General features: G+C 60.1%; 5 protein-coding genes. 3 read left to right on the top strand and 2 right to left on the bottom strand.

The features are described 5' to 3' along the window. Window positions 1–6: 6 nt before the first annotated feature. Both rbbA and CLV41_RS12085 read left to right on the top strand, forming a co-directional pair. Window positions 7–2,781, top strand: a complete 2,775-nt coding sequence (rbbA, locus tag CLV41_RS12090) for a ribosome-associated ATPase/putative transporter RbbA (RefSeq protein ID WP_456238941.1) — start codon at window positions 7–9, stop codon at window positions 2,779–2,781. A gap of 1 nt (window position 2,782) precedes the next feature. Beyond that, entirely contained in the window at window positions 2,783–3,907 is a 1,125-nt protein-coding gene (locus tag CLV41_RS12085) for an ABC transporter permease (protein WP_103222591.1), read from the top strand. A 134-nt stretch (window positions 3,908–4,041) separates the two neighbouring features. On the opposite strand, the gene CLV41_RS12080 is transcribed toward CLV41_RS12085, so the two are convergent. Beyond that, window positions 4,042–4,608, bottom strand: coding sequence for a cytochrome b (locus CLV41_RS12080; protein ID WP_103222589.1), 567 nt, complete (start codon window positions 4,606–4,608; stop codon window positions 4,042–4,044). A 24-nt stretch (window positions 4,609–4,632) separates the two neighbouring features. Beyond that, window positions 4,633–5,046, bottom strand: coding sequence for a hypothetical protein (locus CLV41_RS12075; RefSeq protein WP_103222587.1), 414 nt, complete (start codon window positions 5,044–5,046; stop codon window positions 4,633–4,635). A 1,037-nt stretch (window positions 5,047–6,083) separates the two neighbouring features. On the opposite strand from CLV41_RS12075, the gene CLV41_RS12070 reads away from it, so the two are divergent. Beyond that, the gene (locus CLV41_RS12070; protein ID WP_103222586.1) at window positions 6,084–19,982 is read left to right on the top strand and encodes a T1SS-143 repeat domain-containing protein; all 13,899 of its coding nucleotides are present in this window, start codon (window positions 6,084–6,086) and stop codon (window positions 19,980–19,982) included. Window positions 19,983–20,119 lie beyond the last annotated feature (137 nt).

The following is a 20,119-nucleotide window of genomic DNA, read 5'->3' as shown; positions in this document are numbered from 1 at the left end:
GACCTGATGCAGGAGTGTTTCATGACCGCGGATTTACCGGGCGAACGTCGTGCCGAACCGGTCGCCAGCCTGGCCGGGGTGCGTCATCTTTATGGCGGAACGGCTGCGCTGGACGGCGTCACCCTGGATATTCCCGCCGGCTGCATGGTCGGTTTCCTGGGGCCGGACGGGGTCGGCAAGTCGACGCTTCTGGCCCTGGTGTCGGGCGCGCGCAAAATCCAGACGGGAACGGTGACGGCGCTTGGCGGCGATATGGCGGACAAGGGCCACCGGAGAAAGGTGCTGCCGCGCATCGCCTATATGCCGCAGGGGCTCGGCAAGAACCTTTATATGGATCTGACGGTCCGGGAAAATCTGGAATTCTTCGCCCAGCTTTTCGACCAGGGCGTTGCGGAACGGCGCGCGCGCATTGACGATCTGACCCGAAGCACGGGACTGAGGCCGTTTCTCGCGCGTCCGGCCGGCAAGCTTTCGGGCGGAATGAAGCAGAAGCTCGGACTGTGCTGCGCACTCATCCACGATCCGGATCTGCTTATTCTGGACGAACCGACAACGGGGGTCGATCCACTTTCCCGCCGCCAGTTCTGGTCCCTGGTCGCCCGCATCCGCCGGGACCGTCCGCATGTCAGCGTTCTGGTCGCAACCGCCTATATGGACGAGGCGTCCGGCTTCGACTGGCTGGTGGCGATGAACGACGGCAAGGTACTGGCGGAAGGAACGCCCGCGGAGATCCTCAAAACGGCAGGGGCGAGCGATCTCGAGGAGGCATTTGTCAGGCTTCTGCCGGAGGAGGATCGGCGGGATCACAGGTTGTTGGAGATTCCGCCAAGATCCTTCGCCGATCATGACAAGGCTATTGTTGCCAGCAATCTTGTCCAGAAGTTCGGTGCATTCACCGCCGTCGATGACGTCAGCTTCGAGATCGAGCGTGGGGAGATCTTCGGATTTCTCGGCTCCAACGGCTGCGGCAAGACCACAACGATGAAGATGCTGACGGGGCTGTTGAAGCCAACCAGCGGTCAGGCCTGGCTGTTCGGCAAGAGTGTGGGTGGGGACGGGGTCGATACCCGCAAGCGCGTGGGTTACATGTCGCAGGCGTTCTCGCTCTATAGCGAGCTGACGGTGCGCCAGAACCTCGTTCTTCACGCGCAGCTCTTTCACCTGGCGCCCGACAAGGCGGAGCGGCGCATCGGCGAGCTGATCGAGCGCTTCGATCTCGGCTCCCATCTGGACGATCTGCCGGAAAAACTGCCGCTTGGGGTGCGCCAGCGTCTCTCGCTGGCCGTCGCGATTGTCCATGAGCCGGAAATGCTGATCCTCGACGAACCGACTTCCGGGGTCGACCCGGTTGCCAGGGACGTGTTCTGGGAACTGCTGATCGACCTGTCGCGCAATCAGGGCGTGACGATTTTCATCAGCACGCATTTCATGAATGAAGGTGAGCGGTGCGACCGTATATCGTTGATGCATGCCGGCAAGGTTCTGGCCTGCGATACGCCAGAGGCCCTAGTTGAAGCCTGTGGTGCGGAGACGCTGGAAGGCGCCTTCATCGGATATCTGGAAGAAGCGATCGGAACCGGGCCGGAGAGTGAGGCGCTCGAAGAGGCGGGCAGGCAAGCGGTGCAGCCTGCCACGGTTGCCGCGCCGCGCAAAGGGTTCTCCCTGCGCCGGATGAGCGCCTATTCACAGCGCGAGAGCAAGGAACTGCTGCGGGATCCGGTTCGTCTGGCCTTTGCCCTGGTTGGGACGATGATCCTGCTGATGGTGTTCGGTTTCGGGATCACCACAGACGTTGAAAACCTGAACTACGCGGTTCTGGATCTCGACCGTTCGGTGGAGAGCCGCCAGTATCTCGAAGGTCTTTCCGGATCGCGGTATTTTTCCGGGCAGGCCCCCCTGGCGGATCATGCCGACATGGAAAAGCGCCTGCGGAGCGGCGATATCGTCCTCGCCATCGAGATCCCCCCGCAATTCGGCCGCGACCTGCTGCGCGGGCAAAGCCCGGAAATCGCCGCGACAATCGATGGCGCCATGCCTTTTCGGGCCGAGACCACCGCCGGATACGTCGCGGGGATGCACCAGGAATACATGCTGGACCAGTATAGCCGTTTTTACGGCGAACGACCGGAAATCCTCGAAGCCGTGATTGAGACCCGGTTCCGTTACAATCAGGACTTCAAGAGCGTCTATTCCATGGTTCCCTCGGTAATCGCACTGCTTTTGATATTCATACCGGCCATCCTGACGGCCGTCAGCGTGGTGCGTGAGAAGGAACTGGGGTCCATTACCAACCTCTATGTCACGCCCGTCAGCAAACTGGAGTTCCTGCTGGGAAAGCAACTGCCGTATGTTCTCCTCGGGCTTGTCAATTTCGCCCTGATGACGGCGATGGCCGTGACAGTGTTCGGTGTGCCCGTCAAAGGCAGTTTGACGACCCTTGTTGCGGGCGCGGTCCTTTATGTGTTCGCCTCCACGGCGTTCGGACTGTTCTTCTCCAGTTTGACCCGGACACAAGTCGCCGCGCTTGCGGCAACCGCGATCGGAACGACGCTTCCCGCCATCCAGTTTTCGGGGATGATGCAGCCGGTCAATACGCTCGATGGATTTGGCGCGGTCATCGGCGCGGTCTTTCCCATGTCCCATTTCCTGACGATCAGCGTCGGGACGTTCACCAAGGGATTGTCCTTCTCCGACCTGACGGCCAGTTTCCTGGCCCTGGCTCCCGCCGGACCCGTTCTGATCGCCCTGAGCGTCATTCTCCTGGCCAAGCAGGAAACCTGACATGCACAGCCTCCAGAATATTCTGCGTCTCGGAATGAAGGAACTCTACAGCCTCAGAAGGGATGCGGTGCTGCTTATCCTGATCGGCTGGTCCTTCAGCGTCGGGATCTATGCGGCCGGAACCGGGTTTTCGACGGATCTGCACAACGCCGCAATCGCGATAGTGGACGAGGACCGTTCCCAGCTTTCCACCAGAATAAGCCAGGCCTTTCTGAAACCGGAGTTCCGCAGGCCCGAACTCATCTCCTTCGACGAGATCGACCCCGGACTGGATACGCGCCGCTATTCCTTCATCCTGGTGATCCCGCCGGATTTCGAGAAGGATGTGGTCAGGGGAAACCGTCCGGCAATCCAGGTCAATATCGATGCCACCGCGACAATGCAGGCGGGGATCGGCGCGAACCATATCGCCAGTATTCTTGCCCAGGAGATCGAGCGCTACGGAAAGGAACAGGGGCAGGATGCATCGCTGCCCCTGTCGCTCGTCACCCGCTTTGCCTTCAACCCGAATCTTTCCAGCCCCTGGTTCTCCAGCGTGATGGAAATCATCAACAACGTGACGATGCTGACCGTGGTGCTGACCGGTGCGGCATTCATCCGCGAGCGCGAGCACGGCACCCTGGAACACCTGATGGTCATGCCGCTTGCTCCGTTCGAGATCATGCTGGCCAAGGTGTGGGCAAACGGGCTTGTCATCATCCTTGCGGTATCCTTCGCGCTCTGGGTGATTGTGGAGAGCGTTCTGTCCGTGCCCATTGCCGGGTCGATCCCCCTGTTTCTGGCGGGTGTCGCCCTCTATCTGTTCTTTGCCTCGGCTCTCGGCATTCTGCTTGGCACGGTGACCCATTCCATGCCGCAATTCGGTCTGATGTTCATCCTGCTCATTCTGCCGATGATGCTGCTTTCCGGAGGAGAGACGCCTCTGGAAAGCCAGCCGGTCGTGCTTCAGAACGTGATGCGTCTCGTACCCTCGACACAATTCGTCAGCTTCGCCCAGGCAATCCTCTACAGAGGTGCCGGAATCGACATTGTCTGGCCGCATTTTCTGATGGTGACCGTTGTCGGTCTGGCGCTGTTCGCCCTCGCGGGGTTGCGTTTTAGAAAGAGCATTGCCGCGATCAGGTAGCGCCGCGGTTCGCGCCAGGTGACATACCTCCAACCGGGCTCGATTGGAGGTGAGCGAGTTGATCGATTTCAAAGTGTTGGAGCATCCTGCGTTCAGTTGAAGGCAGGATGCCTTCGTAGCAGACGGAGCGCGCGTCAGAGCATCTTGTAAAGCGTGTGGTCGCGCTTGATGACGTGGTGAAACAGCACCGCGGCAAAATGCAGGGCGAACAGACCCAGGAGAATCCAGGCGCTCCAGGCGTGGATGCCGGAAAGCGTCCAGGCGATGTCCGGCGACTTTCCGATCGGGCTCCAGACCGGCAGGATTCCAAACCATGTCAGCGGAAATCCGTGCGCATTGGTTGCCAGAAATCCGCTGACCGGCATGATGATCAGAAACAGATACAGAAGGCCGTGCACGCTGGTGGCGGCAAAGCGCTCGATGAACGGCCCGTCAGCCGGTGGCTTGCGGGCGATCATCAGATTTCCCACGCGCACAAGCATGAGCCAGAGGACCAGGAAGCCGAAGCTCTCGTGAAGCAGGTAGAAGTCCAGGGAAACCTCATTCTTGACGAAGCCGATGAGGAGGCCAAGGGGCCAGGTCGCCAGAACGAGGGCGGCGACAAGCCAGTGCAGGATCCGGGTCGCTCCTGTGTGACGGGCGGGTTCGTCGAGGGGAGGCAAAGCCGTCGCAGGCGTACCGCTTTCCGGTTTGTTCAGCATCACAGTCTCCGTGTTCCGTGCAAGTCATTCTCGGACAAAGGCGCCGGGAGACTGCTGTTTGATACCGCCGGCCACCGTTGCGGGCCGGGGCATGTCCGGCGTTAGCCGTTCGGCGTTGTCGCTACCGTTTGAATCCGCTCGGGAATTTGTCAGGACCCGGGCATTTTCCGTTTGCATGGGCGCGTGGCCCCGGCCCTTCGGCGAAGGTATATCGCGTTCTTTTCGCGGCGCCGGTTCATGGTCGAACCATCCGCGCAGATCGTGCCGGCGCAAAAAGGAGCCCTTGGTCATGGTTTCGGGGAAGCTGAGAAGGCCCCATTCGGACCTGAACGCGCGCGCAACGCCAACAAAACCGGCAAACACCGACAACAGTCTTTTGGCGGCAAGAAACAGCGAGCGGCCTGTCGCCGTTGAAGAGGGGCGGGTTCGTGGAAACATGGCACATCTCCTGCGGGTCTCACGTCATGTCAGCGAAGTCCTCCTTCGCGGTCACGACACATGTAGGGGAGGCACCAGGGACCAGCCTGTGACGGCCGGCACATCGCATTCAGGATCGTAAAAAGTTTGCCGGGCCGTTGCTCCAGACCTTTTCCGATCTTTGCCCTTCGACAGGGGCTTGCCGTTGTACGGCGGGAGGTGAGTGTCAGGCAGGCAGAACGGATCCGGTTGTGCCTTTCGGAGTGAAAATAGCTCGGCGGAGCCACGCTTTTTCCTGACAGCGAGGGAACTGACTCGCTTTGGTGGGGCACAGCATACAACGCTGATGAAACCTTTGGTTGCTTATTGGTTGACTTCACTCAATAGGGGTACGGGTAAGGGAAATTCTGAGAAGTAGTTTTATTTAATGCTATTTAATCTATACTTAATTTATTTTATAATGAATAGAATTTGCAAATATATTTATGAAATTTATCGTGATATTTCTCAATTATGCCGCTGTTATTTTACAAAAATATTTTCTGAACAATAAATTGTACCATAAAATTATTTAGGCGTCGCAATTTGTTCGCGAATGTGTATTTTTTTGACTTCATTTCAGTTACATGAAAATCGTATGTCTTTATTTTGAACCTGCAACCTTTGATGTTGATCTTGGAATAGTAAATCAGTTGGATGTTTTTTTTGAATGTTCTTATTTCTTATGTGTATCTTTGCGTTTAAATAAATAATTTTTTATATGGTTATAGTGGTAATTCTATTTATTTTGTATTCAATCTAAAAAATACATAATATTTGTAGATAATATTTTTGAAAACAAATTTCTATTCATATTATTGCTTAAGTAGATAAAAATTAAATAAAATTAATACCAGATTTCACCTCTTCTGTGATCTGGATCACACTCTTTAACTTGTCTTCGTGCGTTTACCTTTTTTTAAAGAAGTGAAAGTTTGTGTTTCTCCCACTGTTAAAATTGGGTAAATGAATGATGACAATTTTATGCAATTTTGACTTACAGCGCAGAGTGACTTGCCATGAATGAGTTTGTTCGGATCGCACAGGCCACCACCGTTTCTGGTACGGGTGGCAATGAACCCCCGAGTGATGCAGGTGTGACACTCGCGCTTTCTCGGCCAGAAGCACAGCAAAGCGTGGTCTCGTTAAGGCTTCCGGGGCAACTGGTCGATTTCCGCCAGATCCTCAGCGAGGACATCTCGTTCATTCAGATCGGCGACGACCTGCAGATGATCTTCGCCGATGGCGGCATGGTCATCGTTCAGGACTTCTTTCTGGGAGACAGCGGTTCACAGGTCGCGCTCGTCGGTGAGGACCAGGTTCTTTCGATCGGTGAGTTTGTATCGGTTGCAAATCTGCAGGCCGCCGACGAAATTCAGACCGCGGCGGGAGAGACCAGCAATCTGGCGACGGCCCTGGGCGCGCCGCAGGGCTCCGGACAGAATTTTCAGAACACGGAAATTGAAGGCCTCGGCGGCGGCACGACTACGCTCGGGCTGCTGGGCCCCGACGATCTCGGCGCCGGTGGTGGGGCGGGGACCACACTCGCCGATGGTGAACTGGATACCGTTCCGACACTCGTTTCCGATGCTGATTCCGGTTTTCTGGACGAAGGCAATCTCGCCGAAGGAAATGAAGCGGGAGAGGGGCCGCTTGTCGCCACAGGCAGCCTGGGGATCAATTTCGGCGAGAACGCCGGCCCGTCGCCAAGCCTGACCTTCGACACCAATGGTGCGGGCATTCCGCTGGATGCCTCCGGCGCTCCGCTGGACCTGTCTTCGGATGGCATCGCGCTCACCTACACGATTGTCGGCAATGGCGACGGCGGTCAAACGCTCACCGCGGCGAAAGAAGGCACAGGCGAAGTCGTCTTCACGGTAACGCTTGCAATCGTTCCCGACGTCTTTGACGGAGGTGCGTCCGGTGCGACCTACACCTTCACGCTCATCGGCAACCTGGACCACCTGGATGCGGCGACAGATGTTGTTCTGCCGGTTTCCTTCAGCGTCACCGCCGAGGATACGGATGGGGAATCCATCGGTACGGCTTTCACAGTCAATGTGACCGACGATGATGCTGTCATCGGCGACGCGGAAGCGTCTTCGGTCGATGAAGAGGGCCTGGGCGGCAACGTCGACAGCGGTTATGACGGCGATCTGGCCGGGTCCGCGATCACGTCTTCCGGCAACCTTGCGATTTCCTGGGGCGCCGACGATGCCAACCCGACCGCGGGCGGCGGCACAGGCGACCGGTCTGTCGCCTTTGGCGATAGCCAGCCGGGGCTGGAAGGCCTGACCTCGAACGGCCTGGCCGTTTCAATTGCCGTTCTGTCCGACGGGACGCTTGTCGGTTACACGGGCGGCTCCGTCCCCACCGCGACCGGCGATGCCGGTGTCGTTTTCTTCGCCACGCTTTCCGATGCCGACAGTGGCAGCTACGCGTTCACGCTGGTCGACAATCTCGACCATCCGGATGCCGACACGGAAGACGATCTTGACCTGACCTTCGCCTTCACCGCAACGGACGGCGACGGCGACACCGCCTCTTCCACCTTCACGGTGACGGTGGACGACGATGCGCCGGTGATCGGCGCCCCGGTTGAATTTGAGATGGAGGCGGGAAGCCACGAATCTGGCAATGTTGACTTGCCAACCATAGATGACCGCGCGATCTTATCCACCATCGAGGTTCCGGCCGGGGGAACGATCGCCGACGTCAACGTCACGATCGACCTGGTCCATACATTTTTGGCGGATCTGGAGATCACACTGGTCTCTCCGGACGGGACCCGGATCACACTGATCACCCGTGACGGCAGCGGTGGTGCCGACGGCGCCATCACCTTCGACGACGAGGCCGCGCAGGGATTCGATTCCGCCTTCCCGCCGTTCACGGGCGCCTGGCGGCCGACCGACGAAGCCTTGTCCGGCCTGGATGGACTGGATCAGGGCGGCACCTGGACGCTTGAGATTGTGGACGTTGGCGGGGGAGGCACGGGCACGTTGCGCTCCTGGAGCCTTGATTTCGGGCCGACGAGCGCCGCAAGTGTCAACGCGATTGTCGACGAGGACGATCTGTCCGGGGCGACAGGTGACCTGACCGATGGCAACGGTGATACGGAAGCCGGCGACGACGTCACCCGCACCGACAGCGGCCTGGACACGGACGGCGACGCGACCACGGTCTATGGCAATCTTGCTATTGCGTGGGGCGCTGACAATGCCAACGACGTTGAGAACGGCGGCACCTCCGCCGGCGACGGCGACCGCGCGGTCACCTTCGCCTCCGGCACGGTCGCGGCGCTAACCGCGCTTGGCCTCACCTCGCAAGGCGAGCCGCTTTCCTACGCCATAAATGACCCGGCCAACGACCTGCTCACGGCGACGTCGGAAGACGGCCGTGTCGTGTTCACGGTGGAACTGTTCGATACGGATACGGGTTCTTTCAAGTTCGACCTTCAGGACGCGCTCGACCATCCGGGGGGATCGGACGAGAACGATATCGTCCTGACCTTCGGCTACACCGCCACCGACAGCGACGGCGACACGGCAACCTCCAGCTTCACCGTCGGCGTGGACGACGATGTACCGGTTCAGGGGACTGCCGGAACGGCAGCCCCGGTCGGCGAGGACGGTCTTGGCGACGCGAATCCGGCCGACGGCTCCTTTGACGCCGTTGACGATCTGTCCACCGGCGCGGTCTCCCTCGGCATCGACTGGGGCGCGGACAACGACACCCGCGCGACGGGCGACACATTCGGCCGCACGGTTGCCTTCTCCAACGGTGCCGCCACGCTGGCGTCCGCCGGCACGGTGACCGCGGCCCAGGCGGGTCTGACGATCACCGGCGGCAGCTTCACTTCCGGCGGCGTTGCTCTGGTCTATGAGGTCACGGCGACCGATGAGGGCGGCCAGGTTCTGACGGCCTACAAGGGCAGCGTTGGCACCGGCAACGAGGTGTTCACGATCACGCTGGACCCGACAGCGGCCAACGGCAGCTACACGTTCGAGCTTGTCGGCGAACTGGACCATGACAGCGGGTCCGACAACCTCGACATCGACTTCGCCTTTGCCGCGACCGATGCGGATGGCGACCAGGCCGCGGACGGCACCGCGAGCGTCAGCGTTGAAGACGACACGCCGGTTCAGGGGACAGCCGGGACGGCAGCCCCGGTTGGCGAGGACGGGCTTGGCGATGCGAACGCGACCGGCGGCTCCTTTGACGCCGTTGACGATCTGTCGACAGGCGCGGTCTCCCTCGGCATCGACTGGGGCGCGGACAACGACACCCGCGCGACGGGCGACACGTTCGGCCGCACGGTTGCCTTCTCCAACGGCGCCGCCACGCTGGCGTCCGCCGGCACGGTGACCGCGGCCCAGGCGGGTCTGACGATCACCGGCGGCAGCTTCACTTCCGGCGGCGTTGCTCTGGTCTATGAGGTCACGGCGACCGATGAGGGCGGCCAGGTTCTGACGGCCTACAAGGGCAGCGTCGGCACCGGCAACGAAGTGTTCACGATCACGCTGGACCCGACGGCGGCCAATGGCAGCTACACGTTCGAGCTTGTCGGCGAACTGGACCATGACAGCGGGTCCGACAACCTCGACATCGACTTCGCTTTTGCCGCGACCGATGCGGATGGCGACCAGGCCGCGGACGGCACCGCGAGCGTCAGCGTTGAAGACGACACGCCCGTCGCCGCCACCGTCAAGAATGTCACCGTCGACGAGGACGATATCGTCAATCTGCAATCGCTCGGAACGGACCCTTGGGACACAGCTGACGATGATGGCTCCACGACCGGTGCCCTGGACCTGGCCGGACCTGCATTTGCTTCAGGGTCGCTGGCAGATGCCGTTTCCTTTGGAGCGGACGGTGCAGCTTCCTCCGGTGGCTTTGCATTCACTTCGACCGCCGCCGCCGACATGGAAGCGCTCGAACTGCAATCAAAAGGCGAAACACTTTCCTTCACCATCACCACGGTCCTCGGTGAAACGTTCCTGATCGGTTATGTGGACAACGGCAACGGTACCTTCAATCGCTTGTTCGACCGCTGGGTCATCAGCGTTCAATTGGATGGTTCCGGTGATTATGCCGTTCGCCTTCACGACCAGCTCGACCATGAGTACGGCGACGGCACCGACAGCCCGACCCTGGTTTCGGGAACCGGCACGCTCGACCAGATCGATTTCGGCTCGGTCATCCAGGCAACCGATGGCGATGGCGATACGATGACGCTCGACGGACTGTTCCAGGTGACAGTCACCGACGACATTCCGGCACCGTCCGCCTGGGTGAGATCTGGCCAATCCGTCAGGATTGACGAAACATTTGGCCTGCACAGCGACAATGTCTTTGATCCGGGTTCGGGTACTTACGATCAGGATGTCGTGGATCTTTTCACCGATATTACCGTCACGGCTGTTGTCGACGCTGATCTGGCCGGCCCGATCTTTGCGCGCGATGACGTGATCGATTATATCGCCAATGTCGGTGCGGATGAAAATGCGACCGTTGAGATGTCGCTTGAGATCGTTGGCGGCGATGGCATTGATTCAGGGCTTACCACGACCGAAGGCGAAGCTGTCAAGCTCTATGCCGAAGGCGACCTGATCGTCGGGCGCGGCGAAACTTCCGGCGATCCGGTCTTCGCCCTCCATATCGACGATGACGGCCAAATCAGCATCGTTCAATATCAGTCACTGTGGCATCCGGATGTTTCCACATCGGACGAACATATTTCACTGACAGAAAAGGTCTCGGCCGTCGTGACGGTGACGGATGCCGATGGCGATGCCGTTTCGACGACCGTGCAGATCGGCGCCAACGTCATCACCTTCGACGATGATGGACCGACGGCTTACAGCGCTGGTTCCCGCATCAATGCGGATGAAGCAAGCCAGATAGGAACCGAGGTCCCCGGCCAGCTCCAGTTCGACGGCGGCGCCGATGGCGCGACCGTCACGGATGTCAGCCTGGTCATGAACGGCGATTATGTCCGGGGTCTCGATCTTGAAGAGAGCGGCGCGGCCCGCCGTGGCAATCTAACGTCGAACGGGCAGAACATAACGGTCAGCCAGTCCACCGACGTCAATGATGTGATCACTGTCAACGGCTTCCTGGAAGGCACAGCCACGCTCGCATTCCAGATCGTCGTGCAGCCAGACGGCGGCTATACCTATGAGCAATTCGTTGCCTTCGACCATCCGGATGAAAATCAGACAGGAAGCGACGACCGGCTTGCATTGCGTCTGAGGTTCACGGTGACCGACGGCGACGGCGACACGGATAGCGCAGCGGCGTTGATCCGGATCGCCGACGATGGACCCGCGATTGGCGCTATCGCGGACGGAACCGTCGATGAAGACGGTTTGACGGACGGTAACGACGACAATCAGTCGGGCGATGCAGCGGATGCAAATGCCGATGGCGACAGCGACGAAACAACCTTCACCGGTGATCTGGGCATCGACTGGGGTGTCGATGATTATGACACCGACGGTGCCGCCGGCATCGACGACGGTAACGGGCGGAGTCTGACCTTCGATACGGGTCTTGACGGCGCGACACCGGTAGGCCTGGAATCCAGCGGCGAGCAGGTGCTCTACACGTTGTCGAATGGCGGAACGCTGCTGACGGCGACGAAAGCTGTTTCCGGGACCACTGTCTTCACGGTGGCGCTGGATGACGACGGCACGGGCAGTTACACATTCACGCTGGTGGACGCTCTGGATCATCCGGATGGAACCACGGAAGATGACATCAATCTCGATTTCGACTTCGTTGCAACAGACAGCGATGGCGACACGGCGACCGACAGTTTCACTGTGACGGTGGACGACGATTCCGCGGACGCCCGCTGGGCAGGGTCCCATATCGCCGTCGACGAAGCGACTGACCTCTCAACTACGGTGGTCCCCGGTCAACTGCAGTTCTTCCCGGGCGCAGACGGTGCGACGGTGACGGCTGCTTCCATGGGAACCGGCGGCGGGTTTGTCCGCAGGTTCGACCAGGAAGAACCGGCAGGCTCTCAGCGCGGCGATCTGCTCGTTGGCGGTGAACGGGTGACGCAATCCGTCACGACGGATCCGGTAACCAAAATCATCACGATTGACGGAACAACCGAGGGAACGGGCGCGCCTGTTTTCCAGATCGTTATCCAGCCGGATGGAAGCTACACCTACGAGCAATTCGCTGCCTTCGATCATCCGGATGAAAACGAAACCGGTGCGGAAGACATTATCGCTCTGCGCATTGATTTCACCGTAACTGACGGGGACGGCGACACGGACAGCGCGGGGGCCTATATTCGGGTTTCCGACGATGGACCGGTTCAGACCGGTGACGGCAACCACAATGTCGGCATGGACGAGGACGACATTTCGGTCAACGGCGTCATTCAGGGCGCCGGCACGGATGGCACCGGCCCGACGCAGTTCACCGGCAATATCGGCAAGGTCGACTTCGGCGCGGACGGTTTCGGCTCTGTGACGTTTTCCGGTGTGTTCCAGGTTCCGAACGAACTTGGCAATACGCTTGCGGCCAATGACACGGTAGGGGCGGATTCCGGCCTGACGTCGGACGACCGCGCGGTTTATTTCCGCCTCGTGGAGGATGGCCAGAAGATCGAAGCCTATGTGCGGGCCGAGGACAATGGCGGCACGGAGGAAGTAATCTTCGACGCCACGCTGAACGGCACGGACCGCGGCTACACGGTCAATCTCTACGGCAACATCGACCATCAGCCGGGCAGTGCCGGGCGGGGCAATGGGCAGTCGATCAATTTCGATGTCCGTGCAACGGATGGCGACGGCGACTATGTCGACGTGAACTTGTCCCTCCGCATCACCGACGACGCGCCGGTTCAGACCGGTGACGGCAACCACAATGTCGGCATGGACGAGGACGACATTCCGGTCAATGGCGTCATTCAGGGCGCCGGCACGGATGGCACCGGCCCGACGCAGTTCACCGGCAATATCGGCAAGGTCGACTTCGGCGCGGACGGTTTCGGCTCTGTGACGTTTTCCGGTGTGTTCCAGGTTCCGAACGAACTTGGCAATACGCTTGCGGCCAATGACACGGTAGGGGCGGATTCCGGCCTGACGTCGGACGACCGCGCGGTTTATTTCCGCCTCGTGGAGGATGGCCAGAAGATCGAAGCCTATGTGCGGGCCGAGGACAATGGCGGCACGGAGGAAGTAATCTTCGACGCCACGCTGAACGGCACGGACCGCGGCTACACGGTCAATCTCTACGGCAACATCGACCATCAGCCGGGCAGTGCCGGGCGGGGCCTCGCGCAGTCGATCAATTTTGACGTCCGTGCAACGGATGGCGATGGCGACTATGTCGATGTGAACCTTTCCCTCCGCATCACCGACGACGCGCCGGAAACACCGCATGCTCTTCGCTGGGCAAGCGTCGATGAAGCCGTCACGACCTCAGGAACCGCGACAGGTACCTATACCTTCGATGTCGACTACGGCGCGGATGGTGCCGGAGATTCGAAATTCGACGGCTATCTGAAACTCGACATCGGTCCGGGGCTGGCTGGAAACGTGACCTTCGACCTCACCGACCCGAGTGTTCACCAGACCCCCAAGCTGACATCAGACGGCAGGGTCATCACGTTCGAACTTGTGGATGATACCACCATCCGGGGGTATATTTCGGACGTCGACAATGGCGGCGGCGGTGTGGTCGAGGTTCTCGAAATCACCTTGTCCGATACCAAAGTGACCTTCGATCTGTTCGAAGAGCTGGATCACGTGGCGGCTCAGGACGGTTCGCCAATTGACGGTCTGGTCTTTGATACCGGCATCAGCTTCTACGACGGTGACGACGATCTCCTGTCTGTCAAGCTGCGCACGACGGTCACGGATGACGGACCGGTTCTGGCGCAAACCTACCGTTCAGTAACCGTCGACGAAGCGGATATTTCGGACAGTGGATCGAACTCCTTCAATGTCGATTTCGGTGCGGACGGGTTTGGCTCGACCAATTTCACGGGGACCGTGAGACTGAACATCGGCCCGGGAACCGCCGGCAACGTCTCAATCGACCTGGCTGGTGGGCCCAACAGCACATCCGGCCTGACGTCCGGAGGTGAACCGGTCACCTTCGAACTGTCGGCGGACGGACAGACGATCCTTGGTTTTGTAGACAATGGCGGGGTGGGCGATGTCGAGATAATTCGGCTGACACTTGCCGCAGGCGATACTGGCGCGATAGCTGAACTTCTCGGTCCGCTCGATCATATCGCGCTTAACGGCTCTGGCGAGATTGCCGGACTGCGTATCGATGCGCAGGTCGCCATCGCCGATGGCGACGGCGACGTGGTCAATGGCTTCTTCCGGGTCAATGTCGACGACGATACGCCAACGGCCACGCCGAGCACGACGGTCTGGGTTGACGACGAGGATGTCCCCGGCGCCGACGGCAACCCCGGCGGTGTGGGAGACAAGACGGATGCCCCGCTCAACCTGACGGGTATGCTGAACCATTCGTTCGGAGCGGATTCCGACGGTGCGTCGATTTCCTGGCTCGACACGAGTTCGGCGACAGTGCCTGGCCTCGGTTTCACCTACGAGGTGGCCGATGGCGGCGCGACGCTGCTGATCAGGCAGAATGGCACTTTGGTTATGACGGCGAAGGTCGTTCAGGAGACCGGCCATTTCACGATCATCCAGGAAGCGCCCGTTTCCCATCCCATCGGGAATGACGAGAACGAGGTCACGTTCCAGCTCAGATACGAGGTCACGGACGGAGACGGCGATACCGCACAGAGCTATCTGTGGGTCAATGTCGATGACGATACGCCGACGGCCAGCCCGAGCACGACGGTCTGGGTTGACGACGAGGATGTCCCCGGCGCCGACGGCAACCCCGGCGGTGTGGGAGACAAGACGGACGCCCCGCTCAACCTGACGGGTATGCTGAACCATTCGTTCGGAGCGGATTCCGACGGTGCGTCGATTTCCTGGCTCGACACGAGTTCGGCGACAGTGCCTGGCCTCGGTTTCACCTACGAGGTGGCCGATGGCGGCGCGACGCTGCTGATCAGGCAGAATGGCACTTTGGTTATGACGGCGAAGGTCGTTCAGGAGACCGGCCATTTCACGATCATCCAGGAAGCGCCCGTTTCCCATCCCATCGGGAATGACGAGAACGAGGTCACGTTCCAGCTCAGATACGAGGTCAAGGACGGAGACGGCGATACCGCGCAGAGCTATCTGTGGGTCAATGTCGACGACGACACGCCGGTGATCGGCACGGCCAACACCACGGTCCAGCTGGACGACGAGAATGTCGGTACGGATGGCAATGCCGGTGTCGGCACCGACCCGGAAGGCACGACCCCGGACGAGACCCAGGACACGGATCTGACCGGGACGCTGGCGCATCTTTATGGCGCTGACGGCGCCGGATCGTTGCTGCTGACGGGCGTCGATACCCTGACCTCGACGCCCACCACGGCGGAAGAGAGTTTCTACTATGGGGTCAACGCGGCCGGAACGCTGCTGACGATCTACCAGATCCAGAGTTCGGTAGCGGTTGCAGTGCTGTCGGTGACCCTCGACGGTGAGACGTCGGGCGATTACACGGTGGAGCAGCTCGCGCCGATCGATCACCCCGACGGCTCGTCGGAGAACAATGTGTCCTTCGACGTCACTTACCGCGTCACCGACCTTGACGGTGACACCATCGACGGCACGCTGCCCATCAATGTGGACGACGATAGTCCAGTTGCGAACGATGACACGACTGCGACCTCTGAAGACACCGCGGTGCTGATCGATGTCTTCGCCAATGATTTGGCTGGTGCGGATGGCGTGGATCTGAGCACCGATGTTGCGGTCGCATCGGGCGCATCGAATGGGTCCGTCAGTTACAACAATAACGGGACCTTCACCTACACGCCGAATGGTGGCTATGCCGGTGCGGACAGCTTCACCTACACCATCACGGATGCTGATGGCGATCAGTCGATTGCGACCGTCAACATCACGGTCTCTGCGGTTGACGACGGCGAAGCGACGGTGACGATCACCGGCACGGCCGCAGAAGGCTCCACGCTCACCGCAAACTTTGGCGATGACGATCCCGACGGCGCGGCCTCGGGTGTCGCCTACCAGTGGCAGCGCGACGGCGCCGACATCGTCGGGGCAACGGGGACGACCTACGATCTGGTGGCCGACGATGTCGGCGCCAAGATCACCGTCGAGGTGGCTTACACGGACGGCCAGGGCTTCTCCGAGAACATCGAGAGCCCCCAGACCGACACGGTCACGGCGTTGAACGCGGCTCCGGTACTGGCGTTGAACGATATCGCCGCGGGTGCGACAGCATTCGATGACTTCTCTTCCGGCAACTATTCCGGTGGAAGCGGCTGGAATGGCAACTGGAACGAAATCGATCCCGGCTCCCAAAATGACATCCGTATATCGAGCGGACGACTTCGGTTTGATGACAGCACCGATGGTGGAGAAAGCATCTCGCGTGCAATCGACCTGAGCGGAATGTCGACGGCCACTCTTTCCTTCGATTATCGCGGTGACGATCTGGATTTTGGCGAAAACGTTCAAATCCAGGCATGGAATGGCAGTAGTTGGGATACTCTGGGCACGCTTGGCGGAGATTCCGGCGGAAACTTCTCCATCGGGTTATCCTCGGCCCAGATAGGCGCTCACACGCAAATCAGGTTCCTGGCACAGGGAAATTGGGAGAGCTCGGAAAACTTCTATATCGACAATGTAAGTGTGACAAATTTGGCGAAAGTGTCCTCGACCGATTTTGTGACCAGCTACACCGAAGGCGATGCGGCCGTTTCGGTTGCCGCTGCCGGTCCGACGATCACGGACGACAATACCATACTGCAGTCGGCGACCATCCATCTGACCAACGCGCAGGCTGGCGATATCCTGAACACCAGCGGTGTTACGGGCGTCACGGTTGACGGATCGTCGACGGCCACGAGTGTCGTCCTCACGGGGAACGCTTCGCTCGAGGTTTACCAGGCTGCAATCCAGGCGATCACCTTCGCAAACACCAATGACGATGCGGATACCACAACGCCCCGAACTGTCGAGGTGAGCGTGACGGACATTGGCGGTCTGACAAGCAACACGGCTACGGCCGAGATCACATTCCTGCCTGTCAACGACGGCAATGCTTCTGTCGGCATTACCGGCACGGCCAAAGAAGGCTCTACGCTCACCGCGAACTTTGGTGATGACGATCCCGATGGTGCGGCCTCGGGCGTCACCTACCAGTGGCAGCGCGGCGGTGCGGACATCGACGGGGCGACTGGGTCGACCTACGATCTGGTGGCCGCCGATGTCGGCGCCAAGATCACCGTCGAGGTGGCCTACACCGACGGTCAGGGCTTCTCCGAGAACATCGAGAGCGCCCAGACCGACACGGTCACGACGTTGAACGCGGCTCCAACGCCAGGGGACGACATCGTTCTGAAGAACTTTGGCGGCACGGCGTTCAACATCCCGGAATGGGCGTTCCTGCTCAACGATACCGATCCGGAAGGCGACCCGCTCGACGTTTCCGGTGTCAGCAATGTCAGCAGCCTCGACAGCGTGAACCACACGGCCGGCTCCGGCCCGAACGGGTACGTCAGGATCGACGGCGACAATGGCTCCGGGCTGGACGGTACGTTCCAGTATGCGGCCTCCGACGGAACGACATCGACAAACGCAACCGTGACGGTCGTTCAAGACAATAACTCGATTACCGGTTCGTCGGCCGACGAAATCTTCGCCGGCGATAATGATGGTGACACGTTTACCGGCGGTGGCGGTAAGGACGCATTCTTTGCCGGCGGCGGCAACGACACGATCCGGGGCGATCAGGACGACCACGTTTTCGATGGCGGCAGCGGTAACGACACACTCGAAGTCGGCGCCAATTTCACCAGCACCAGCGATGCCCAGATCGTCCAAGTCGAGACCGTCGAGCTGACGTCGGCGGCTACGCTGGACCTGTCGAATCAGAGCGAAGGGTTCAAGATCCTCGGTTCATCCGGCAACGACACCATTGTCGGTGGCTCCGGCAACGACATCATCAACGGTCAGGAAGGCACCGACAGTTTCACCGGCAATGGCGGTGCGGATCAGTTCCGCCTGGTGTATAATACCGGCACGAAGACGATCGTCGACTATACCGACGGTACCGACAAGATCGGCTTCCTCGACACCGGTCCTTTTGTGGCCCCTGGAAGTGTGAATTTCAAGAACACGGAAGGCACCGCCGGTGGCGCATCGCTCAACAGTTCGGACTTCAAGACTGCAAGTTCCATTGCGAATATGAGCAGTAATTTTGACTATGACGTTGTCCGGATTACCACGGCGCAAACGACGGACCAGATTCAAAACGACGACCCTGGCTCTTATACCAGGGTGAACAATTATGTAATCGTCTTCAACTCGGATACCGGGAAGGGAGAAATCTGGTTTGACGTGAACTGGGCGTCGACTTCCGGTCGATACCACGTCGCTACGCTGAACAATATAACGTCCGTTGCCCAGCTCAATAACATCACCGCGTCCGACATCGTCGTCTACAGTAGCGCATATGACCCCATTGCCCTTGACCTCAACGGCGACGGCGTCGATCTGTCGGCGACGACCGGTTTCGACATCGACGCCGACGGCGATCTCGACCAGATCGGCTGGACCGGTCCGGAGGACGGCCTGCTGGTCATGGATCTGGACGGCTCGGGCAAGATCGAGGATGGATCGGAACTGTTCTCCGAGGTCTTCAACGGCGGTTCCTTCGCCAACTCGCTGGAAGCCCTGGCATCTCTGGATGACAATGGCGACGGCGTGATCGACGCCAACGATGCGGCGTTCAGCGAAATCAAGGTCTGGCGGGACGGCAATTCCGACGGTGTCACCCAGGAAGGCGAACTGCTGAGCCTGATCGAACAGGGCATCGAGGCGATCAATCTCGAAACCGCCGAAGTCAACCAGTCGGTCAACGGCAACACCGTCTTCGCGGAAGGCACCTACACCAAGTCCGACGGCGGCACCGGCACCTATGTCGGCGTCAACCTGGGGGCGGCCAATGACGACGAAGTCGACAGCGAAGACACCACCCGTCAGTCGGCGGCTCTGGCCGCGGGCGCCGCGCTGATCGTCTACGCCGCCTCGAGCGCGGAGGTTGCCGCCGGCCTGAGCGAAGTCCGGATAGACGGCACGCCGCTCCACGGCGAGGTCACGGTCGCCGACGACTTCACGGTCACCTACACCTCGATGGACGGGTTCGAGGGAGCGGACGCGGTCGAGATCAGCCTGGTCTTCGCGGACGGTTCCATCGTGAGCCGGTCGGTCGAGCTGGAGGTTCTTGCCGAAGAGGTGGCGGTAACCGGCTCCTCGACCGGGGCCGCAGCGGATATTCCGGACACGGGCACCGACACCGCCGAGACCTCCGGCAGCGACGTTTCGGGGCCTGCACCCGAACTCGCCGCAAGGGTCACCTCCTCGTTCATCACCGGCGACGACGGCGACAACGTTCTCATGGGGACCGATGGCGACGATATCCTCGCCGGCGGGCTTGGAGCCGACCTTCTCACCGGCGGTGCCGGGGCGGATACCTTCGTCCTGTCCTCGCTGGCCGAAGCCGACATCATCACCGATTACAACTTCGATGAAGGCGACAGGATCGACCTCGGCAGCCTGCTCGACAGCGCATTCAACCCGGGTGCCGACGAGAGCACGCTGGTGCGGGCGACAGAAAGCCCGGACGGCAGCGTGACCATCGAGGTCGATCTCGACGGCTCGGATGCCGGCCATGATTGGATGGCGGCAGCAACCCTTCAGGACCATGCGTCCATGGGTGAAACCATCCGCATCGTGATGGATCAGGATGGCACGGAAGTCGACATCGCTGTCAACGTCGCCTGAGAAACGGCACTTTAGGAGAGACAGAAAGGCGGGCCGTTGAGCCCGCCTTTTTTTGTAAAAACCTCCCGTTCGTCATCCCGGGCGCAGCGCAGCGAAAATCCGGGATCGGGGAGCTGAGGTCTGTCGGTGAAAAATTC

This window comes from Roseibium marinum (genome assembly GCF_002906165.1).
In the GTDB taxonomy this organism is placed as follows: Bacteria; Pseudomonadota; Alphaproteobacteria; order Rhizobiales; family Stappiaceae; genus Roseibium; species Roseibium marinum.
The sequence above is the reverse complement of the archived record's forward strand: the minus strand, read 5'-3'. Positions and strand labels throughout refer to the sequence as shown.